This is a genomic window from Microbacterium sp. No. 7 (genome assembly GCF_001314225.1).
Lineage (GTDB): Bacteria > Actinomycetota > Actinomycetes > Actinomycetales > Microbacteriaceae > Microbacterium.
The window spans coordinates 1,239,883-1,261,673 of record NZ_CP012697.1 but is presented as its reverse complement, the minus strand read 5'-3'; the positions used below and the strand labels follow the sequence as shown (position 1 = coordinate 1,261,673).

The 21,791-nt window shown below is 72.7% G+C and carries 16 protein-coding genes; 5 read left to right on the top strand and 11 right to left on the bottom strand.

Annotation, left to right across the window (positions count from 1 at the left end):
• Positions 1 to 310 precede the first annotated feature (310 nt).
• The 4 genes from AOA12_RS05545 to manA form a co-directional block, all read right to left on the bottom strand.
• Positions 311 to 1,690 carry a DUF5719 family protein gene (locus AOA12_RS05545; protein WP_054681017.1) on the bottom strand — a complete coding sequence of 460 codons (1,380 nt, stop codon included), beginning with the start codon at positions 1,688 to 1,690 and terminating at the stop codon, positions 311 to 313.
• A complete protein-coding gene (locus AOA12_RS05540) occupies positions 1,687 to 4,479 on the bottom strand; it encodes a glycosyltransferase (RefSeq protein ID WP_054681016.1) in 2,793 nt (930 codons plus the stop codon). Before AOA12_RS05540 ends, AOA12_RS05545 begins: the two co-directional genes overlap by 4 nt.
• A gap of 71 nt (positions 4,480 to 4,550) precedes the next feature.
• Positions 4,551 to 4,874, bottom strand: a complete 324-nt coding sequence (locus AOA12_RS05535) for a WhiB family transcriptional regulator (RefSeq protein ID WP_054681015.1) — start codon at positions 4,872 to 4,874, stop codon at positions 4,551 to 4,553.
• 167 nt (positions 4,875 to 5,041) lie between these two features.
• Positions 5,042 to 6,220, bottom strand: coding sequence for a mannose-6-phosphate isomerase, class I (gene manA / locus AOA12_RS05530; RefSeq protein ID WP_054686813.1), 1,179 nt, complete (start codon positions 6,218 to 6,220; stop codon positions 5,042 to 5,044).
• 40 nt (positions 6,221 to 6,260) lie between these two features.
• Between manA and AOA12_RS05525 the strand changes: the two genes are divergently transcribed.
• Genes AOA12_RS05525 through AOA12_RS05515 form a run of 3 tightly spaced genes read left to right on the top strand, consistent with a single transcriptional unit; the run spans position 6,261 to position 9,972 of the window.
• Entirely contained in the window at positions 6,261 to 7,661 is a 1,401-nt protein-coding gene (locus AOA12_RS05525) for an O-antigen ligase family protein (protein ID WP_054681014.1), read from the top strand.
• Positions 7,658 to 8,965: an O-antigen ligase family protein gene (locus AOA12_RS05520; protein WP_054681013.1), complete on the top strand. Its 1,308-nt coding sequence runs from the start codon at positions 7,658 to 7,660 to the stop codon at positions 8,963 to 8,965. Before AOA12_RS05525 ends, AOA12_RS05520 begins: the two co-directional genes overlap by 4 nt.
• A gap of 20 nt (positions 8,966 to 8,985) precedes the next feature.
• Positions 8,986 to 9,972 (top strand): glycosyltransferase, encoded by a 987-nt coding sequence (locus AOA12_RS05515; protein WP_054681012.1) that lies wholly within the window; start codon positions 8,986 to 8,988, stop codon positions 9,970 to 9,972.
• Between the two features lie 40 nt (positions 9,973 to 10,012).
• Here AOA12_RS05515 and AOA12_RS05510 read toward each other — a convergent pair whose 3' ends face one another.
• The 5 genes from AOA12_RS05510 to glf form a co-directional block, all read right to left on the bottom strand.
• Complete coding sequence (locus AOA12_RS05510; RefSeq protein ID WP_231637235.1) at positions 10,013 to 11,911, bottom strand: glycosyltransferase; 1,899 nt, start codon at positions 11,909 to 11,911, stop codon at positions 10,013 to 10,015.
• Between the two features lie 108 nt (positions 11,912 to 12,019).
• Positions 12,020 to 12,763: an ABC transporter ATP-binding protein gene (locus AOA12_RS05505; protein ID WP_054681010.1), complete on the bottom strand. Its 744-nt coding sequence runs from the start codon at positions 12,761 to 12,763 to the stop codon at positions 12,020 to 12,022.
• Positions 12,763 to 13,566, bottom strand: a complete 804-nt coding sequence (locus tag AOA12_RS05500; RefSeq protein ID WP_054681009.1) for an ABC transporter permease — start codon at positions 13,564 to 13,566, stop codon at positions 12,763 to 12,765. The genes AOA12_RS05505 and AOA12_RS05500 overlap by 1 nt, the downstream gene beginning before the upstream one ends.
• Positions 13,567 to 13,609: 43 nt before the next feature.
• The gene (locus AOA12_RS05495) at positions 13,610 to 15,631 is read right to left on the bottom strand and encodes an acyltransferase family protein (RefSeq protein ID WP_054681008.1); all 2,022 of its coding nucleotides are present in this window, start codon (positions 15,629 to 15,631) and stop codon (positions 13,610 to 13,612) included.
• A complete protein-coding gene (glf, locus tag AOA12_RS05490) occupies positions 15,628 to 16,764 on the bottom strand; it encodes a UDP-galactopyranose mutase (protein WP_054681007.1) in 1,137 nt (378 codons plus the stop codon). The genes AOA12_RS05495 and glf overlap by 4 nt, the downstream gene beginning before the upstream one ends.
• A gap of 75 nt (positions 16,765 to 16,839) precedes the next feature.
• On the opposite strand from glf, the gene AOA12_RS05485 reads away from it, so the two are divergent.
• Both AOA12_RS05485 and AOA12_RS05480 read left to right on the top strand, forming a co-directional pair.
• Positions 16,840 to 17,289: a GtrA family protein gene (locus AOA12_RS05485; protein ID WP_082405986.1), complete on the top strand. Its 450-nt coding sequence runs from the start codon at positions 16,840 to 16,842 to the stop codon at positions 17,287 to 17,289.
• Positions 17,282 to 18,280 carry a glycosyltransferase family 2 protein gene (locus AOA12_RS05480; protein ID WP_082405984.1) on the top strand — a complete coding sequence of 333 codons (999 nt, stop codon included), beginning with the start codon at positions 17,282 to 17,284 and terminating at the stop codon, positions 18,278 to 18,280. The genes AOA12_RS05485 and AOA12_RS05480 overlap by 8 nt, the downstream gene beginning before the upstream one ends.
• Before the next feature lie 231 nt (positions 18,281 to 18,511).
• Here the strand turns inward: AOA12_RS05480 and AOA12_RS05475 are convergent, their stop codons facing one another.
• Entirely contained in the window at positions 18,512 to 20,464 is a 1,953-nt protein-coding gene (locus tag AOA12_RS05475) for a DUF6541 family protein (RefSeq protein ID WP_054681004.1), read from the bottom strand.
• Positions 20,465 to 20,485: 21 nt separating this feature from the next.
• Positions 20,486 to 21,778, bottom strand: coding sequence for a nucleotide sugar dehydrogenase (locus AOA12_RS05470; RefSeq protein ID WP_054681003.1), 1,293 nt, complete (start codon positions 21,776 to 21,778; stop codon positions 20,486 to 20,488).
• Positions 21,779 to 21,791 lie beyond the last annotated feature (13 nt).

Genomic DNA, 21,791 nt, shown 5'->3' with positions numbered 1-21,791 from the left:
GCCCCCACCCCGCGAGGGTGCTGGTTGTCCCCGCGAGGGTGCTGGTTGTCCCCGCGAGGGTGCTGGTTGTCCCCGCGAGGGTGCTGGTTGTCCCCGCGAGGGTGCTGGTTGTCCCCGCGAGGGTGCTGGTTGTCCCCGCGAGGGTGCTGGTTGTCCCCGCGAGGGTGCTGGTTGTCCCCGCGAGGGTGCTTTCGCCGCACGGGCGAAAGCACCCTCGGCGAGACAACTAGCGCCCTCGGCGAGACAACTAGCACCCTCGGCGAGACAACTGGCACCCTCGGCGAGACAACCAGCACCCTCGGCGAGGTAGTCAGCGCACCGTCACGGCGATTTCTGCGGCGGCCTGCTCGCTCGGCGCGACGGGATAGCCGGCGAGGCCGCCGGGCGCGGAGTACGTGATCGACGCGCGGATGCCGAGGCCGTCGGCCTCCAGCCGCACGATCTCGCCCGGTGAGACCGCGACCGGCACCGCGGTGCCCGCGGGCACCGCGACGACCTGCTCGCCGTTCGTCCCCGTCAGCACGACCGAGCGGTCGGACGCGTCGTCGCCCACGAGCGTGAGGACCGGCGAGGGTCCGTCGGCGACCGCGACGAAGGTGACGCCGGAGAGGGGCTCGGCGGCCGAGTACCAGGCGATGTCGCCGCCGGGGGCGGTGCCGGTCGACCGCCAGACGGCGGCGAGCACGGGCGCCCCCGCCTCCACGCGCACCGTGTAGGCGCCGGGGGCCAGGTCGGGCAGCGCCACGACCGACGGCACGCCGGCCACCAGGTCGAGCTGCGTCGTGTCGACGGGCGGCGCGCCGGGCGCGTCGACCCGGGAGACCGAGACGGTCGCCGCGGTGTCGTCCGACGGCGCGAGCAGCCGCACCGTCGTCGGCTCAGCGTCGCCCGAGGCCTCGGTGACCGTGACGGCCGGGATGATCTGGATCGGAGCGGGCGCCGCGGCGGCCCCGACGACGTCGACGCCGCCGGGCACGAGCGTGCGGGTCAGGCTCGTCTGCAGGGCCACGCGCAGCGGCGCCGCCGTGGCCGTGACCCGCAGCACCGGCTGGCTCTGTCCGAGCGCGAGCGAGGCGAGCGAGACCACCCGCTGCGTGCGCGGCGGGACGACGATCCCCGCGCCCGCCGCGGGCTGCGTCTCGCCCTCGGCGCCGAAGACGCTGATGTCGGCGCGCGCGGCGACCGCACCCGGGTTGCTCAGCAGCACGAGGTCGGCCGCCCCCACCTCGGTCGTGCCGCCCACGAGCCAGGACTGCATCGACGGGCGCGCGCAGGCGGCGGCGGCGAATCCGCGCAGGTCGTCGGCGACGACCTCCGACGAGCCCGCCGCCGCGACCTCCGTGCGCGTCTCGCCGCGGGGGTCGGCGATCAGCACGAGCGGCTCGGCGCCCGGGACCTCCGGGGCGGCGACGACCTCCTGCCGCAGCGCGGCCGACGGATCGTCGGCGCCCAGCGCCACCTGCTGCGGCGCGGCGACGGCGAGGGCGGCGGCATCGGCGGGGTCGCGGCCGGCCGCCAGCAGCGGGCCCGTGCAGGCGAGCAGGGTCTGGTCGGCCGCCGGCGCGGCCCGCACGACGACGGGCGCGGTCGTGTGCGCGTACGACGGCAGCAGCACGGCGAGCGTGCCTCCCGCCAGCACGCCGGCCGTGACGACGGCGCCGATCGCGACGCGGGCTCCCGATCGCATCATGCCGACTCCCCTCCGACGACGCGCGGCTTGCGCCGGGCGAAGGCGCGGCTCGACGGCGTGGGCGCCGCGAGCAGCAGCGCCACGGCGAGCGCCCCGAGCTGGAACGTCGCGATCTGCGCCGCCGTCCCCCGCTCGTCCGGCGCCGCACGACGCTCGCCGACCTCGGGGACCACGCGCCAGAGCAGCCCCTTCCCGGTGTCGCCGACACCCTCCAGGTCGTCGCGCTGGTCCATCATGGTCGCCGCCGCGACGGCGAGCTCCTGCGCCGCGGCATCGCCCGCGACCGGCGAGAGCACGACGAACGCGATGCCGTGGGCGGCGAGCTCGGCGACGGTGCCGCCCGTCGAGGTCGCGACCAGCTCGGTCACCAGCCGCGCGACCTCCTCGTCGCCCGCCGACGGCTGCGACGACGCCGAGCGCAGCGTCGTCTGCCCGCCCAGCGTCGCGCTCCCGCCCCACACGACGTCGGCGATGACGCCCGAGGCGCGCGGGGTGAGCACGAGGGTCGCCTGGCTGGCATCCGCGCGTCCCTCGACGGCGACGTAGGCCGGCAGCGTCGAGGGCGGCCCGTTCGTGACGATCAGCTCGCCGCGGGCGCCCGCCGTGAGGGCGGGGAGGGCAGCGACGGCGAGCACGGCGCCGACCAGCACGGCGGCCCCGAGGCGGGCGACCCGGGCGAGCGCGAACGTGTCGAGCGCGACGAGCGCCGCACCGCACAGGCCGGCCCACATGACGCTCAGCGCCGCCCCGGTCCACAGCACGGCCGGTGCCGTGCCGGTCGTCGCGGGGGCGACGCCGACGACGGCGAGCGCCGTGGCGAGGCCGAGCCCCGCCGTCACGAGCAGCACGGCGGCGGGCAGCGTGCGGCGCGCCAGCGGGGCCGCGGCGGCGAGCAGCAGGAGGGGCGCGACGATCAGCGCGACCCACGGCACGAGCGCGCCGTCGAGCACCCGGGCCCAGCCCGCCGCATCGCTCGTCGGGAAGCCGGCCGCGAGCAGCACGCGCCGGGTGAGGCCGAGGGCGTGGTCACCGGCGACCGGCACGCCCGGGTCGGCGAGCAGGGCCCACGGCTCGCCCGCCCGCAGGCGGCGCCACACGAGCGGCGCGAAGACGACAAGGGTCGGCACCACGAGCCAGACGACGCGCGCGAGCGCGCCACGGCGCAGCGCGATGGTCAGCACGAGGGCGCCGAGCCACAGCACGCCGAGAGCGGGCCCGAGCGACGGCGACGCGGCGACGACGCCGACGAGCAGCACCGACGCCATGCCCGCGCCCGACCACGACCGGTGCGCGACGGCGCCCGCGTAGAGCAGCCAGGGCAGCAGCAGATGCACGAGAACGCCCGTCGGGCGCCCCTCGACGAGCGCGGTCAGGAGCATGGGCGCGAACGCCCACACCACCGCGCCCAGGGCGCGCAGCGCGGCGCGATCGGTCACCCGCGTCGCCGCGAACCACCCGCCGAGGCCCGCGAGCGGGATCGCGAGGAGCCACAGCACGACGAGGACGCGCGACGGCGCGGCGGGCCACAGCGAGCCGAGCAGCGCGACGAGACCCGAGAACGGGTCGGCGGGTCCCGACGTCGCCCAGCCGAGCGGGCGGGGGCCGAACGTCGCGTCCGACCACAGGCCCGCGACGGTCTCGCGCAGGGGGGCGAGCGCGCCGCCGCCGAGCACGGACCACGTCGGCAGCGACAGGAACCCGGCGATGGACACGACGAGCAGCACGAGCACGACCCACGCGCCACCACCGCCGAAGAAGTGCAGGTCGACGCGCATCTCGGGCGCTCCGCCGTCGTCGAGCCGGCGCCGGAGCTCCCGCCCCGTCGCGCGCAGCGGTGCGAGCCGCCCCCAGCCGGCGGCGCGCGTGCGCGCGATGCGGCGGCGGGCGCGCGCCACGGGCGCGACCCCGAGGAGGACGGTCACCGACGCGACCCATTCGGGCACGATGCGCGACGGCTGCTTGGCGAGCAGATGACCCGCCGTCCGCACGACCGCGAGGAGGAGCAGCGAGAGCCAGTGCAGCGGCACCGCCCAGAGCGGCGCGTACACGAGCCGCCGGTGCAGCCGCGCCGTGCGCATCGCGACGGCACGGGCGAACGCGCGCCCCTCGGCGCGCTCGTGCGGCAGGCCCGCCACGCCGTCACCCGCGACGGCGACGACGGCGTCGGGGGCGAGCACGACGCGACGGCCGGCCAGCCGGGCCCGCACGCCCAGGTCGAGCCCCTCGTCGGCGCCCCCGAGCGCGGGGTCGATCCCGCCGAGCGCCCGCCAGTCGTCGGCGCGCACGAGCATGCCGCGCGGGTCGGCGCCGAGCACGTCGATGTCGCCGTCCCACTGCCCCTGGTCGTGCTCGTCGGTGCCGCGCACGACCGTGCGGCCGCCGCGGGTCATCGTCTGGCCGAGCGACACGATGCGCCGGTCGTCCTCCCAGCGCACCAGCTTGGGGGCCGCGACGGCGATCGCGGGCGTCGCGTCGAGTCCCGTCACGAGCCGTTCCAGGGCATCGGGCGCGGGCGCGGTGTCCTGCGCGAGCAGCCACACGGCGTCGCCCTCGACGGTCACGGATGCCAGGGCGCGGGCGAAGCCCGTGCGCCGCGGCGCCTCGACGACCTCGTCGGCGGTCGCGGCGATCTCGCGCACCTCGGCGTCGCCGCCGCACACGACGACCGTGAGGCGATCGACGGGTCTGGTCTGCGCGGCGAGGGCCGCGAGCGTGCGGCCCAGGTGCAGATCGGCCGGCACGCGGCCGTCGGGACGGACGACCACGAGGGCGTGTACTCGAGCGGGCATGACCTGGCCCAGCCTACGCGGCGCCGCCGGATTCGCGGGTCATCCGCGCCGTGTCCGCGTCTCGGCGGGCGTCAGCCCGCGCGACGCTTGAGCTTGCGCCGCTCCCGCTCGGAGAGGCCGCCCCAGATGCCGAAGCGCTCGTCGTTCTGCAGCGCGTACTCCAGGCACTCGGCCTTGACCTCGCACGACGTGCAGATGCGCTTGGCGTCGCGGGTGGAGCCGCCCTTCTCGGGGAAGAACGCCTCGGGGTCGGTCTGTGCGCAGAGGGCGTCGGCCTGCCACGCGAGCGCGGTGTCGTCCTCCTGGTCGACGGCGGGCCGGCGTACGCCGGGAACGCCGAGATTGACCGGATCGACGAACCAGTCGTCCGGTACGGCTGAGCGATACCCCGTCATTCCGTTCTCCCCCTGACCTGTGGAAACGCCCTCACGGACGTATGCCTAATTACACCCGTGTCATTCGCTGAGGTCAAGTCGCAAATAGTAAACCCTCAAGACCTCCTTGAACCTTCACGACGCGCCGACGGCGTGTCACGGAACGTTCACGACGCTCCGGCGGCGGGTCACGCCCCGGGCTCGGCGACGAAGACCTCGCCGTCGCCGCGCACCGTCACGGCGGTCTCGCCGAGCGCGAGCACCGCCTCGGCGGGCGCCAGGACGACCTCGTCGCCGCCCGCCGCCACGGTCACGGTGCCGCGCGTCGCGAGCACCATCGCGGGACCGCCGGTGACGAGGCGGTGCCCCGCGTCGCCGACCTCGACGTGGCGCACGCGGAAGTCGGGGATCCCCACGTCGAACACCCGCGCGCCGTCGTCCCCGACGGGGGCGACGAGCGGCGGCGCGCCCGGCGACGTGTCCACGACGCGCAGCAGCTCGTCGACGTCGACGTGCTTGGGGGTGAGGCCGCCGCGCAGCACGTTGTCGCTCGCGGCCATCACCTCGACGCCGAGACCGTCCTGATAGGCGTGCAGCACGCCCGCGGGCGCGAACAGCGCCTCGCCGCGGCGCAGCACGACCAGGTTCATCAGCGCCGCGACGATCAGGCCCGGATCGCCCGGGAAGTCGCGCGCGATGCCGCGCAGCACCGCGAGCTCCTCGCCGCCGTCGCCCGCGCGCTCGGCCGTGGCGTGCAGCGCGTGCTCCAGCGCCGCGACCTCGGGCGCCGCCCGGCCCGACAGCGCCCACGCGATCACGGCGCGGAGCGTGTCGGCCTCCGAGCGTCCCGCCGTGTCGAGACGCCGCAGGAGGGCGCCCACGCCCTCCCCCGTCGCGGCGGGCTCCCCCGCCGGCGCGGACTCCGCCAGCGGCGCGAGCAGGGCCCGGGTCGCGGCGAGCGGGCGCAGACCGACGAGGGCGCGGAAGCGATCGCTCAGCGCGACGATGATCTCGGGCTTGTGGTTGTCGTCGCGGTAGTTGCGCGACGCGGCATCCCGGTCGATGCCCGCCGCGTCCTCGCGCGCGCAGCCCTCGACCGCCTCGCGCTTCGACGGGTGCGCCTGGATCGACAGCGACGACCCGGCGGCGAGCAGCTTCATGAGGTACGGCAGCGGCGGCTCGCCGTGCGCGCGCAGCACGTCGTCGAGCGCGCGGCCGTCGGGCGTGCGGGCGGGGCAGCCGGGGTGGTCGCCGTACCAGATCTCCGCCTCGGGCACGTCGCGCGGCGGGCGTCCGGTCAGCTCGGGAAGGAGCGTGCGCGACCCCCACGAGTACTCGCGAGGCGCGTTGGCGAGCGAGATCAGCACACTGCCAGCGTAGGACAGCCCACGGTAGCCTGATCTCACCATGGCCGTGATGTCCTCGCACCCGATCTCGACGCCGCCCGCGGCGCCGGTCCGCGCGACGACGGGGCACCTGCTGCTGCGCGGCTGGTGCATCTTCGTGCTCGCGTCCGGTCTCGCCGGCACCGCGTGGCTCATGGCCTTCGGCGTCACGGGCTCGGCCGTGGCGATGGCGCTCATCGGCGTCGTGTCGGCGGCCCTGTGGGTCGCGCGCCGCGCCGACGTGCCGTGGCGGCGGCTGCCGTGGTTCGTCGTCGGGTACATCGTGTGGGCGGTCTGCTCGCTCGTGTGGAGCGCCTACCCCGGCGCGTCCGCGACGACGCTCGCCCTGCTCCTCGTCACGACCGTCTGCGGCCTGCTCGTGGCGACCGTGCTGACGTGGCGCGAGGCCGTGACCGCGCTCGCGTCGGCGATCAAGTGGATCCTGGGTCTCTCTCTGCTCTTCGAGCTGTGGGTGTCGCTCGTCTGGGGCGGGCCGATCCTGCCGCAGTTCGTGCGTCCCGAGCGGCCCGTCGACGACCCGATCGTGCTGTGGTGCCGCGACAACCTCTTCGACGGCGGGCGCATCCAGGGCCTCTTCGGCAACGCGAACGCGCTCGCCTACGTCGCCCTGCTCGGGATGATCGTGTTCGCGGTGCGCTTCGTCTCGCGCGCGCCGCGCCGCCCCCTGCTCGTGCTGTGGTTCGCGCTCTCGGCCTTCCTGTTCTACCGCGCGGGCTCGGCGACCGCGTACCTGGCCGCCCTCGGCGTGCTCGTCGTGCTCGCGACCGTGCTGCTCATGCGCACCACGACGCGGCCGGGGCAGCGCACCCGCTACTACGCCGCGTTCGCCGTCGTGGGCCTCGGCGGCCTGGGCGTCGCGTGGTTCGCCCGCGACACGATCTTCACGCTGCTCGGCCGCTCGGCCGATCTCACCGGCCGCGAGACGATCTGGGCCGCCGTCGCCGAGCGCGCCGGCGAGCGCCCGTGGACCGGGTGGGGCTTCGCGACGCCGTGGATGCCGTCCGACCCGTTCTTCGACGAATGGATCGTCGACCACGGCGTGACCGTCATGCAGGCGCACAACATGTGGCTCGACGTCGCCCTGCAGCTCGGCGCCGTCGGCGTCGTGCTCATGGTGCTGCTCCTCCTCGCGTTCGTCTGGCGGTCGTGGTTCTTCGCCGTCGACCGGCCGCGCTGGGACCTCGTCGCCGACCGCCCCTACTCGTCCGTCACGCTCGTGCCGACCCTGCTGGGCGCCCTGCTGATCGTGCAGGGGCTCGCGGAGTCGACACCGCTGCTGAACTGGGGGTGGATGCTGATCGTGCTGTTCGCGTTCAAGATCAAGTGCGCGCCGCTCGTCGGCCGCGGCCCCAGCGAGCAGCGGCTGATCGGCGAGCAGGGCGAGCAGCTCCCCGGCACATGAGCGACCCGGAGCTGCGACGCGTGCCGCGGGTGATCGAGCTGCTGCGATCCGCCGACCTCTCGCGCGCCTACACGCTGTGCGTGTTCGCCGCGGTGCTCGGCGCGCACCTCATCTCGCGGCTCTCCGGCACCGTCACGCTCGTCACCGTCATCGCGGGCCTCTGCGTGCTCGGCATCGCGATCCTCGCGGCGCGGCGGCGCGAGTTCTCGCTGCCGCGGCTCGTGCCCCTCACGCTGCTCGCGCTCGTCGCGTGGGCGCTCATCAGCATGAGCTGGAGCATCGACGTCACGGCGGCGCTGAGCGGCTGGGTGTCGCTGTGCGCGATCGCCGTGCTCGCCGTCACGATCGGGCACGTGCGCGACACGCTGCAGACCGTGCGCGCCCTCGGCGACGTCTGCCGCGTCGCCCTCGGCGCGTCGCTCGCGCTGGAGATCCTGTCGGGCGTGCTGTTCGACACGCCGCTGGACTTCCTCGGCATCCAGGGCCGGCTCGCCGAGCTCGGCCCCGTGCAGGGCGTGTTCGGCACGCGCAACATGCTGGGCTTCGTGGCCGTCGTCGCGCTCATCACGTTCGCGATCGAGCTGCGCACGCAGTCGGTGCGCCGCGGCGTCGCCGTGCTCTCGCTCACGCTCGCCGGCGCGCTCGCGCTGCTGTCGGCGTCCCCCACCGTCTACGTGCTCGCCGCGGCCGTGCTGCTCGCGGCGGCGGCCCTCGCGATCGTCCGCGCCGTCCCGGCGCACCGCCGTCGCGCCGTGCAGTGGCTGCTCGCGGGCGTCGTCGTCGCGGTGGGCCTGACGCTCGTGATCCTGCAGCGCCGCATCCTCGACCTCCTCGGCGCGCGCGACGACCTCGCGCTGCGCAGCGAGCTGTGGACGCAGGTGAACTACTACGTGCGCATGCGTCCCGTGCAGGGCTGGGGCTGGATCGGCGCGTGGGATCGCGACGTGCCGCCGTACTACACCCTCAACTTCCTGCTGCAGGAGAGCCACGGGAGCGCGCTGAACGCCTTCGTCGACGTGCTGCTGCAGATCGGCTGGGTGGGCCTCGTGCTGTTCGTCGCGATGATCGCGACCGCGGTCGTGCGCTCGTGGCTCGTGGCCGCCGACCGGCGCTCGGTCGTCTACGCGTGGACGCCGCTCATGCTCGTCACGCTCGTGGCCGTCTCCTTGTTCGAGAGCTTCACGCTCGTGGGCACCGGGTGGCTGCTGCTCGTGATCTGCGTCGTGCGCGCGGGACAGTCCCGCTCCTGGCGCGATCGCGTCGATCCGCGGCCGCCGACGGGCACTCTGCCGACCATCGGCTAGGCCGATAGGATGGTCGGGCCATGCCGCCCTCTGCCCCTGCCTTCGATCCCGCATCGGCGACGATCGCGATCGTGACCTTCAACCGATCGCACCTCCTGACGGGCCTGCTGGAGTCGATCTCGCGCATGGACCCGAAGCCCGGTCACGTCGTCGTCGTCGACAACGCGTCGACCGACGACACCCCCGAGACGGTCGAGTCGTTCCCCGAGCGGCTCGGCACGACGCTCGTGTACCGCCGCATGGAGACCAACACCGGCGGCTCCGGCGGCTTCAGCGAGGGCATGCGCCTCGCCTACGAGCTCGGCTCGACCTGGATCTGGCTCATGGACGACGACGTCGAGGTGCTGCCCGACGGCCTCGCCAGGATGGGCGCGTGGGCGCCGCGCTTCCGCAGCATCCAGGGCCGCCGCTACGACTACGACGGCAGCGAGTTCTACTGGCAGTACCGCATCGCCGAGCGCATGGGCATCCCGATCCCGTTCGCGCCGAGCGGCTTCGACGACTCGGGCTACAAGGCGATGAACTCGGGCTGCTTCGAGGGCATGTTCATCCACCGCGACGTCGTGCGGCAGATCGGCCTGCCCGACCCGCGGTTCTTCATCTACTGGGACGACCAGGTGTACGGCTGGCAGGCCTCCCGCGTGACGGCATCCGTCATCGTCGACGAGTTCGTGCTGCGCCGCACGCGCGAGATCAGGCAGTGGGACATGGGCATCCGCCACATGAACGCGTCGAGCGACGCCTACCGCTACTACATCATGCGCAACCGCGGGCACATCAAGCAGTACTATCGCGTGCACGGCGTCTACAACCCCGTGCTGTTCGGCCTCGGCACGGCGCTCACCTTCGGCAAGGAGATCATCCGCCTGCTGCTCGTGGAGCGCAAGGTGCGCGGCACGTCGAACCTGTTCCGCGGCCTGCGCGACGGCGGCCGCATCTCGCGCGACCGCTCGTGGAAGCCCATGCCGCCGCTGACGGCCGACGGCGCGCAGCGGACGGACGCGTAGCGGGCGGCGCACGGCCGCCCGTCGCACCCGCTCCCCTCGCCTACTCCCCCTCGAAGGTGCGGCGCCAGGCCGCCTCGCTCGTCATCTCCGGCAGCGCCTGCTGGTAGCGCCGCTGCAGCTTCGGCCACTCGCGCTTCAGGCGCGCGTGCAGGCGCACGGTGTCGACGAGCATGCGCCGGTACTTCGCGCGATCGCGCGTGAAGATCGACTTGCCGCTGCCGTCGGCAGCGCTCACGAGCGCGCTGTCGTAGAGCGGCACGCGCCACCACTGCGCGTCGCCCTTGCCGAACTCGGCCTCGGGCTGCGTGAGGTTCTGCGGCTTGGGCGTGTGGAACCAGTGCGCGACGAGGGTCGTCAGCGTGAACCAGCGCAGCCCGAGGCCCGTCGGGCTGTCGAACTCGTTGCGCTTCTGGATCTTGAACACCTGACGCCCGCGCCGCGACCGCAGCGGGATGCCGGTGTCCTTGTGCACGACGGTCTCGGGGTACTCCGCGGCGAGCGCGCGCGCCTCGGGCATCGCGGTCGCGAGGTTCGCGCGCATGTGCTCGGGGCCCGACAGCACGTCGCGCAGCGCGCGGTGCCGCAGCGCGACCGCGTAGTACTGCATCATCATCAGGTGCTTGAGGTCGACGCGGCGGCTGTGCCGGAGCAGCGTGCCGCCGCGCGGGGCGCGCTGGTGCAGCAGCGCCCCGACGAGGCGGTTGCGAATGTGGAAGTAGGCCTGCCAGTCGATCGAGTCGTCCTTGCCCATCCACGACACGTGCCACAGCGCCACGCCGGGCACCGAGACGGTCGGGAAGCCCGCGTCGCGGGCGCGCACGCAGAACTCCGCGTCGTCCCACTTGATGAAGGCGGGCAGCGACAGCCCGACGGCGCGGATGACGTCGAGCGGGAGCAGGCACATCCACCAGCCGTTGTAGTCGGCGTCGAGGCGCATGTGCAGGATCATCGTCTGCCGCAGGTTCGCCGTCGAGAAGTCGTGCGGCATCCGCTCCTGGTACAGGTTGCGCCACATGAACGGCTCGTCGTCGACGACCTCCGCCCACGCGTGCAGCTTGGGCCGGTCGAGCAGGTCGAACATGTGCGCGCCGACGATCGTGGGGATCGTCGCGAACTGGCCGAAGGTGATCGACCGGCGCAGCGACTCGGGCTCGATGCGCACGTCGTCGTCGAGCAGCTGCACGAAGTCGCTCTCGGGACGCTGCAGCGACTCGAGCATCGCGCGCGAGAAGCCGCCGGAGCCGCCCAGGTTGGGCTGCCGGATGATCTGCAGCGTGTCGCCGAGACGGCCCGCCACCTCGTCGTAGCCGTCTTCGTCGACGACGTTCTGCGTGCCCTGGTCGATGATGAAGACGCGGTCGATGAGCGCGAGCGCCTCGGGCGCGTCGGCGAGGCTGCGCAGCGTCTCGACGCAGTAGTCGGGCTTGTTGTAGGTCGTGATGCCGATCGACGCCTTGCCGGTGCGCACGGGCTCGTGGTCGGTCGTCCACTCGGCGCCGACGAAGGTCGCCGTCTCGTCGTCGGCGGCGATGTCGAACCAGATCCACCCGCCGTCGCTGTACTGGTTGAGGGTCAGCGGGATGTGCTGCTCCGACACGCCGGAGACCTCGCGCGTCTCCAGGCGCTGCCGGGCGCCCGCGCCGTTAGAGCGGTAGACCAGGATCGTCGCCCTGCCCTCGGTGCGCACCGTGAGGGTGATCTCGCGCACCGACGTCCAGTGCTGCCAGTACGAGGCGGGGAAGCCGTTGAAGTACGAGGCGAACGACACGCGGCGCCCCGCCGAGACGCGCGCCGAACGGCGGCTGAGGATGTTTCCCAGCTGGGCGCGCGCCGACACCCGCACGGCCTCCTCGTCGACGGAGGTCCAGGTCTCCGGGTCGGCGTACAGGGGCAGCAGGTCAGGGTCGCGATCCAGCGGGAAGACGACGTACTGAAGCACGTGAGCCAAGGAAACTCATCCTTCGATTCGTGGATGCCGGGAGCTGTCCGGCGAGCCGGGAACGGCCCGGAAGAGCATACCCTGCAAGCCTCTGAAGCTGCCGCAAGCCTACGCGCGCGCGCTGGTGTCGGCGTTGTAGCGGTCGAGCACGTCGCCGATGGGGCCGTCGAGCACGAGCCGCCCGCCGTCGAGGTAGAGCCCGCGCGTGCAGAAGCGGCGGAGGTCCTTCTCGTTGTGGCTCACGAAGAACAGCGTGCGGCCGTCGCGCAGCAGCTCGTCGATGCGCCGGTAGCACTTCTCGCGGAAGCCGCGGTCGCCGACCGCCAGCACCTCGTCGACGAGCAGGATGGGCTCGTCGAGCTGCGAGACGACCGAGAACGCGAGTCGCACCTTCATGCCGTTGGACAGGTGCTTGTACGGGGTGTCGACGAAGTCGGCGAGCTCGGCGAAGTCGATGATGTCGTCGAAGCGGCGCGCGATCTCGGCCTTCGGCATCCCGTGCAGCCCCGCCGTGAGCCGCACGTTCTCGCGCACCGTGAGATCGCCGACGAACCCGCCGGTGAGCTCGATGAGCGGGGCGACGCCGCCGTTCACCTCGACGGTGCCCTCGTCGGCGAGCAGCACGCCCGCGACGAGCTTGAGCAGCGTCGACTTGCCCTGCCCGTTGCGGCCGACGACGCCGATCGACTCGCCGTGCGACACGGTGAAGCCCACGTCGCGCAGCGCCCAGAACTCCCCCGGCCGCGCCCGCCGGTGCCTGCCGCCGAAGAGGTCCTTCAGGCTGCGCCGGCCGCGGCGCCCGCGCCGGAACAGGATGCCGAGACCGTCGACCCGGATCGCGTCGCCCGTCATCACAGCTCCTTGAGCACGGCCGGCTCCAGCCGCCGGAAGACGAGGAGGCCGAGCACGAGCACGAGCACGCTGACGACGGCGCTCACCGCGACGGCGACGCCGTTCCAGTCCTGGGCGAACAGCCCCGAGCGGTAGAGCGTGAAGATGCCCGCGAGCGGGTTGAGCATGGCGAGCTGCTGGATGATGCCGGGCGGCAGGTCGACGACGCCGTAGATCACGGGCGACGCGTAGAAGAGGGCGCGCAGCACGAGCCGCGTCGTGCGCTCGAGGTCGCCCCACAGCACGCACAGCGGCGCGATGACGAGCCCGAGGCCCACGAGCAGCACGGTCTGCAGCAGCACCCCGACCGGGAACAGCAGCAGCATCGCGTTCGGCTGCACGTGCGGCGTGACGACGAGCGCGAAGATCGCGAGCACGGGCAGCGAGAGCAGGAACTCCGTGCCCTTGCTCACGACGATGCGCCCCACCCAGATGGTGCGCGGGATCGCGGTCGAGCGCACGAGACGGGCGTCCTTGCTGAAGGCGCGGGTGAAGTCCGACACGCACGCGTTGAACCACACCCACGGCAGCAGCCCGGCGATGAGGAACACGATGTAGGGCTCGGCGCCGATGCTGCCGCGGTCGAAGACGATCGTGAACACGAACCAGTAGATCGCGCTCATCACGAGCGGATCGAGCACCGACCAGAGGTAGCCGAGGGCGCTCGTCGCGTACCGCACGCGCAGGTCGCGGGCCGACAGCAGCCACAGCGAGTGCAGGTAGCGCCGCGGGGAGCCCGGGGCGCCGACGACGGCGGTGGTCACGAGTCGATCCTACGTGCCGCCGTTTCGCCGGCGCAGCGGCCGCTCACCAGCGCAGGGCGTGCTGCAGCGCCTCGCGCAGGATCGGCGCCAGGCTCTCGGCATAGGTGCGCGTGATGTGGTCGTGGTCGATGTAGATGACGACCCCGCCGATCACGGGCGGGCAGGTCAGGTCGGGACAGAGGTAGTCGGTGAGGTCGACGACGTGCACGTCGTCGCCCTCGAACACGTCGGCCGGGTTCCGCGCCGCGAGCACCGCGCTGCGGTCGCGCGAGCACTCCGCGGCATCCGGTCCCCCCAGCTCGACGCACGCGAAGATGTTCTCGGCGAAGCGCGGGTTGTCGCGCAGCAGCACGAGCGGCGCGCCCGCGGCGCTCAGGTCGCGGATCGACACGTCGAGCCCCTGCAGCGCGCGCTCGTCGGGCGACTCGGGAACGGTCTTGGTGCCCATCAGCACGATGAGGTCGGGCTTGGCCTCGACGGCGTAGGCCGCGGCGGCGGCGCGCCACTCGTCGCAGTCGTCGGCCCACGGTGCGGGCTCGTCGGCCGCGAAGGCGCAGCCGCCCCGGAGCAGGGTCGTCAGCTCCCAGCCCTCCTCCTCGGCGATCGGCGTGAGCGCGCCGCCCCACTGCTGCGCGTGCGAGTCGCCGATCACAAGCACCGACCTGCTCGGCTGCTCGGCCGCGCGGTGGCTGCAGGTCTCGACGAGCACCGAGGCGAGCGCGTCGGCGGGGCACTCGTCGTACCACACCCACTCGGCGTCGAGCGATCCCGCATCCGGCAGCAGCGGCACCGCGTCGTCGGGCTCGACGATCAGCGGGTCGAAGAGGATCGCGGCGCCGGGATTGGGCACCTGCCGCGCGGCCTCGGCGACGGTCTGCGCCTCGACGCGCTGCCAGATCGTGAGCGGCACCGTGGTGAGGCCGATGAGCACGACGACGAGCGCGAGCGCGGGCGTGTTCCTGCTGAGCGGCTGCCACCGCTGCAACGGCTGCTCGATGCCGTACGTGATGACGATCGCGAGCACGAGCGAGAGCCCGATCACGGTCGCGCCGGCCCCGAGGGTCACCGACGGCGGATCGAACAGCAGCAGATAGGTGATGAGGATCGGCCAGTGCACGAGGTAGAGCGCGTAGGCGATCGTCCCGAGCCGCTGGAACGGCCAGGCCGACAGCAGGCGCGCCGGCCCGCCGCGGGTGTCGCCCTCGCCCGCGATGATCACGGCGGCGGCGGCCAGCGTGGGCCACAGCGCGAGGTAGCCGGGGAAGCCCGCGCGCACGTCGAGCAGCAGGCCGCACGCGATGAGCGCCGCGATGCCGAGCCAGCCGACGACGGCGGCGAGCACGCGCGGCAGCCGCAGCCACGGCGTGAGCAGCGCGAGCAGCGAGCCGATCGCGAACTCCCACAGCCGCGCGCCCGTGTCGAAGTAGGCGAAGGCCTGGTTCTCGGCGGTGATGTGGATCGAGTAGGCGAGGGATGCCGCGAACACGACCGAGAACACGGCGATGAGCGCCGGCCGCGGCCGCACCCGCAGCAGGCGCGCGACGCCCAGCGCGACGACGATGAGCAGCGGCCAGGCGAGGAACACCTGCCCCTGCACCGACAGCGACCAGAAGTGCTGGAAGGGGCTCGGCAGCACGAGGTCGCGCGCGTAGTAGTCGACCTCGGCGGCGGCGAGCGCCCAGTTCTCGACGTAGAACAGCGACGCCCAGGCCTGCTCCAGCAGGTCCGACCACGTCGAGCGCGGGAACCACATCCAGATCAGCCCGAGCGTGCCGATGATCGTCACGGCCGCGGCGGGCAGCAGCCGGCGGAACCGGCCCAGCCAGTACCCGCCCAGCCGCAGCGGCCTCCCGCCCTCGGCCTTGCGCAGGAACGACGCCGTCAGGAAGTACGCCGAGATCATCAAGAAGACGTCGACGCCACCCGAGACGCGCAGAGACCAGACGTGATAGACGACCACGAGCGCGATGGCGAGCGCCCGCAGGCCGTCGATGTCGAGGCGACGCGCGACGGTTTCAGGACGGCCTGGCGTTCGGGTCGCCGGGTCGTCGAGGACCTGTGTCACGCCAACTGATTGTTCCACATCGACAGCGCCGATCCGATCGCCATGTGCATGTCGAGGTACTGGTAGGTGCCGAGGCGTCCACCGAAGTGCACGTCCTTCTCGCCCTTCGCCAGCTCGCGGTAGGCGACGAGGCCCGAGCGGTCCTCGGGCGTGTTCACGGGATAGTACGGCTCGTCCTCGCGCGTCGCGAAGCGCGAGAACTCGCGCATGATCACGGTGCGGTCGGCCGGGTAGCGGCCGGCGCGCTCGGGGTGGAAGTGCTTGAACTCATGGATGCGGGTGTAGGGCACCTCGGCATCCGCGTAGTTCATGACGCTCGTGCCCTGGAAGTCGCCCACCTCGAGTACCTCCTCCTCGAAGTCGAGCGTGCGCCAGCTGAGCTCGCCCTCGGCGAAGTCGAAGTAGCGGTCGACGGGGCCCGTGTAGACGATCGGCACCCGGCCCACGGTCGCCGCCTTGTTCAGCGGCTGCGTCGCGTCGAAGAAGTCGGTGTCGAGGCGCACCTCGATGTTCGGGTGGTCGGCCATCCGCTCCAGCCACGCGGTGTAGCCGTCGGTCGGCAGGCCCTCCCACGTGTCGTTGAAGTAGCGGTTGTCGTAGGTGTAGCGCACGGGCAGGCGGCTGATCACCTCGGCGGGCAGGTTCTTCGGGTCGGTCTGCCACTGCTTGGCGGTGTAGTCGCGGATGAACGCCTCGTACAGCGGGCGGCCGATGAGGCCGATGCCGCGCTCCTCGAGGTTCTGCGCCTGCTTGGGGTCGAACTCGCCCGCCTGCTCCTGGATGAGCGCGCGCGCCTCGTCGGGCGTGTGCGCCGACTGGAAGAACTGGTTGATCGTGCCGAGGTTGATCGGCAGCGGATACACGACGCCGCGGTGGTTCGTGTACACGCGGTGCACGTAGTCGGTGAAGGTCGTGAAGCGGTTCACGTACTCCCACACCGCCGGGTTCGACGTGTGGAAGAGGTGCGCGCCGTAGCGGTGCACCTCGATGCCGGTCGACTCCTCGTTCTCGCTGTACGCGTTGCCGCCGATGTGGTGACGGCGGTCGATGACGGTGACCTTGCGGCCCGCCTCCGCGGCGCGCTCGGCGATGGTGAGTCCGAAGAATCCGGAACCGACGATGAGAAGATCCATGCGCACAACGCTACCCGGCGCGGCACGCCGCACCGTGCAGCCGCCATCCAGAACTCTCTGCAAGACTGTCCGTCGATGTCCCACCCCGTTCTTCGACAACCGGCGCGCGCCTGGACCCGGCTCTGGGGCTCGTCGGCCGTGCGCTACCTCGTCGTCGGCGGGGTGGCGTTCCTGTTCGACCTGCTGCTGCTGTGGATCGCGCACGAGGTGCTGCGCATCCCGCTCGCGATCGCGAGCGCGATCGCCTTCCTGGCGTCGTTCGTCGTGACGTACACGCTGCAGCGGGTCGTCGCGTTCGCCTCGGACGCCCGGGTGGCGCCGTCGGTCGTGCGGTACGCCGTGCTGGTGGGCTTCAACACCGTCGCGACGGCCGGCATCGTGTGGGGCGTCGACGCCCTGGGCGCGGGCTGGGTCGTCGGCAAGGTGCTGGCGGTCGTCGCCACCACCGTGTGGAACTACTTCATCTATCGCTACTGGGTCTTCCAGGCCCCTCAGCCCCCGAGGAGCACCACCGCCGATGTATAAGGGCGCTGTGATCGCGGCGGTCGTACCCGCCTACAAGGAAGAGAAGATGATCGCGCGGGTCATCGAGACGATGCCCGACTTCGTGGACCACATCGTCGTCGTCGACGACTGCAGTCCCGACGACACGAGCGGCGCCGCGACGGCGGTCGGCGACCCGCGGCTCACCCTCATCCGGCACGAGGTCAACCAGGGCGTCGGCGGCGCGATCATCACGGCGCACCGCGCGGCGATGGAGCTCGGCTCCGACGTCAACGTCGTGATGGCCGGCGACGCGCAGATGGACCCCGACCACCTGCCGGCGCTGCTCGACCAGGTGACCGACGAGGGCTTCGGCTTCGCGAAGGCGAACCGGTTCTACGGCCCGGAGTCGTTCCGCGGCATGCCGCGCTATCGCGTCTTCGGCAACATCGTGCTGTCGTTCATGACGAAGCTGGCGTCGGGGTACTGGAACCTCTTCGACCCGCAGAACGGCTACACGGCGGTGCGCACCGAGGTGCTGCGCCGCGTGCCGCTCGACCGCGTCGCGAAGCGGTACAGCTTCGAGAACGACCTGCTCATCCACCTGAACATCCTGCAGGTGCCGGCGACCGACGTGCCGATCCCGGCGGTGTACGGCGACGAGGTGTCGAGCATCCGGCTGCGCAAGGTCATCCCCGAGCTGCTCAACCGCCTGACGGTCGGCTTCTGGTCGCGCATCTGGTACCGCTACGTGCTGTGGTCGTTCTCGCCGATCGCGCTGCTGCTGTTCCTCGGCATCATCCTGTTCGTGTTCGGCCTGGGCGTGAGCATCTGGATGGTGTTCCAGATCGCCTCGTCGGTCGTCGCGACCGCCGCGACCGTCATGCTCGCCGCCCTCCCCCTGATGATCGGCACCCAGCTGCTCATCAGCTCCCTGCAGCTCGACATCCAGGCCACCCCCTCCCACCCCACCTACCGCCCGTTCCCCCGCGACGCCGGCCCCCGCGACGCCGGCCCCCGCGCCCGCGAGTAGCCGCCTCGGTCCCCCCTCCCGCGAGGGTGCCAGTTGTTCTCGCGAGGGTGCTAACTGTTCTCGCCAGGGTGCTAACTGTTCTCGCCAGGGTGCTAACTGTTCTCGCCAGGGTGCTAACTGTTCTCGCCAGGGTGCTTTCACGCTCGCGGCGAAAGCACCCTCGGTGAGACAACTGGCACCCTCGCGCAGACAGCTAGCACCCTCGGGCGCGGGGTGGGATGCGGGGCCGGGTCAGTCGCAGGCGGTGATGCGGTAGAGGCGGGCGGCGTCGCCCTCGCTGTCGACGAGCTCGGCGACGCCGGAGTCGGCGAGGTCGTCGAGCCCGGGATAGGGGTGGTCGCCGTTGTGGATCTCGCGCGCGCCGAAGTCGATGACCCAGAACGCCCGCGTGCGCTCGACCGCGGCGCACACCTCGGGGTCGTCCCATGCCTGGTTCAGCCGCTCGACGATGGTCGCCGTGTCGGGCGGCAGCACGTTGTCGAGATCGGCGTAGATGTGCGAGACGAGCGCCCCGCGCTCCCCCAGCGCGAACGCGAGCGAGGTCCCCGTCCACGGGCTGCCGACCGTGATCTCGTCCGCCGGCACGTGCTGCGGCAGCCGCTCCAGCAGCGCCCGTTCCTGGATCGTCAGCAGCGGCGACGTCGCCGTGATCGTGTACATCGTGCGCGCCGAGCGCGTGGATGCCGCCAGGGCCGGCGACAGCTGCGTGGCGACCGCCACGACGACGAGCACGATGGCCGCGACGATCGCGCTGTCGCCCGGCCGGCGTCCGCGCACCAGCCGCGAGACGAGCGCGACGACACCGCCGGCACCGAGCGCCGCGAGCGGCACGACCAGCGTCGGGAACAGGGCCGCGATGCGGAACGCGTCGCTGTACCACGTGCCCGTGAGGGCGTAGCGCCACCCCTCGACGTGGTCGGCGGTGATGTCGGCGGTGCACACGGCATAGATGAACGCGAGCGTGAGCCACGACAGCACGAGCCACCACAGCCGCCGCCACGCCACGATCACGGCGACGACGCCCGCGAACATGAGCACCGACACGGCGATGTTGAGCGGCGCTCCGACGAAGCCGTTGCCGGCGACGTGCGCGAGGGCGTCGCGCTTGGCGAACGTGGCCTCCCAGAACGCCTGCTGCTCGGTGGGCCGGGCGACCGCGACGACGACGCCGGCGATGACCCACGCGACGATCCAGGCGAGGATGCCCGCGACCGTGCCGATCCACGCCGCGCCGTCGCGCGCGCGCCGCACGATCCAGCGCACGAGCCCGTCGAGGGCGGGCCAGACGCCGATCCAGAAGAAGGCGATGAGCGTGCTCGGGTGCGCGAGCGCGATGGTGGGCACGAGCGCGATCAGCAGCGCCCAGCGCACGAGCGACGGCGGCTGTTCGCCCCGCGCGGCGCGGGTGACCGACACGAGCGCCGCGAGCGCCGACGGCAGCAGCGACAGCGACAGCACGTTCGGGTAGAGCACGCCGAAGTCGAGCATGAGCAGCGGGAAGGCGGGGATGGCGGCGGCGAGGACGCCCGCGGCCACCACGACCGTGCCGCGGTCGCCCGCGAGCTGCCGCGCGAGCCAGACGCACGACGTGGCCCACACGACCCCGGCGAGCACGAGGCTCACCGCGTTCACCGCGACGGGGATGCTCGCCCCGCTCAGCATCGCGACGGTCGCCGTGAGCGCGTGCCACAGGCTCGGGTAGAAGCCCGTGATGAGCTGCTGCGTGGGCGCGATCGCCCCCGTCTCCAGCACGTACCGCACGGCGTTGAGGTGGTAGATGTTGTCGAACGTCTGCGAGATCGAGGCCGGCTCGACGAACGCGTGCATGAGGCGCGGCACGAGCAGCGCGGCGGCGACGCCGACCGCGAGGAACGGGATCCATGAGCGGGTCGCCGGCACGACGGCCGCCTCGTCGGGCGCGCCCCGGCGCCGCGCGAGCAGGCCGATCGCGGTCGCGACGATCAGCAGCGCGACGACCGTGACGCCCCAGACGAGCGGCGTCCACGCGAACGGCACGACGATCGCCGCCATGCTCGTGGCGGCGAGGCCCGCCAGGCTCAGCGGCGCCGCGGCCGCGAGCATCCAGAAGCCGCGCAGTCCCGCCAGCAGCGCCGCCACGGCGCCGGGCGCCAGGATGACGAGGAGCGCGACCGTCACGGGCCACAGTGCATCGAACCAGCTCACGAGGAGATCCTCCCGCGGGGGTCAGCCGCGACCGACCACGACGCGCGGCGTTCCCCGCCATGCGGCGGCGTCGGTGCAGTCGCGGCCGTCGACGAGCAGACGGATGCCGGGGACGTCGGCGGGCGTGAGCGCGCGGTAGACGAGGTGATCGGTGTGCACGACGGCGACGTCGGCGGTCTCCCCGATCGTGTACGGCTCGAGGCCCAGCGCGCGCAGCTCGTCGTCGCTGTAGAGCGGATCGTGCACGCGCACGGTCGCACCGCGCTCCTGCAGCGCCGCGACGAGCGGGAACACGCCCGAGAAGGCGGTCTCCTTCACTCCCCCGCGGTAGGTCGCCCCGAGCACGACCGTCTGCAGCCCCTCGAGCGAGCCGAGCAGCTCGGCGGCGCGGCCGATGACCCGCTCGGGCATCGACGCGTTCAGCAGGCGGGCCGTGCGCACGATCTCGGCGTCGGGGTCGCCCGCGAGGTACAGGCGCGGATAGACGGGGATGCAGTGGCCGCCGACGGCGATGCCGGGACGATGGATGTGCGAGTAGGGCTGCGAGTTGCAGGCCTCGATCACGGCGTACACGTCGATGCCGTGGTCGGCGGCGAACAGCCCGAACTGGTTGGCGAGCCCGATGTTGACGTCGCGGTACGTCGTCTCGGCGAGCTTGGCCATCTCGGCGGCCTCGGCCGTGCCGAGGTCCCACACGCCGTTGGCGCGGGGCAGGTCGGTGCGCGCGTCGAACTGCAGCACCGCCTCGTAGAACGCGCGCGCCCGGCGCGCCCCCTCGTCGGACAGGCCGCCGATGAGCTTGGGGTACTTGCGCAGGTCGGCGAACACGCGGCCCGTGAGCACGCGCTCCGGCGAGAACACGACGTAGAAGTCGCGGCCCTCGACGAGCCCCGACTCGGCCTCCAGCAGCGGCTTCCAGCGTGTGCGCGTCGTGCCGACCGGCAGCGTCGTCTCGTACGAGACGAGCGTCCCCTCGCCCAGGTGCGCGGCGATGGAGCGCGTCGCGGCATCCATCCATGCGAAGTCGGGCTCCCACGTCGCCTCGTCGACGAACAGCGGCACGACCACCACGACCACGTCGGCGCCCGGGATCGCCTCGGCGTAGTCGGTCGTCGCGCGCAGCCGTCCCGTCGGGACGAGCTGCGACAGCTTCTCCTGCAGGTGCTCCTCGCCCGGGAACGGCTCGCGGGCGGCGTTCACCGACGCCACGAGCGCCGGATTCACGTCGACGCCGATCACCTCGTGCCCGGCATCGGCGAACTGCACCGCGAGGGGAAGGCCGATCTTGCCGAGGGCCACGACAGCGATACGCATGGATGCCAGTCTA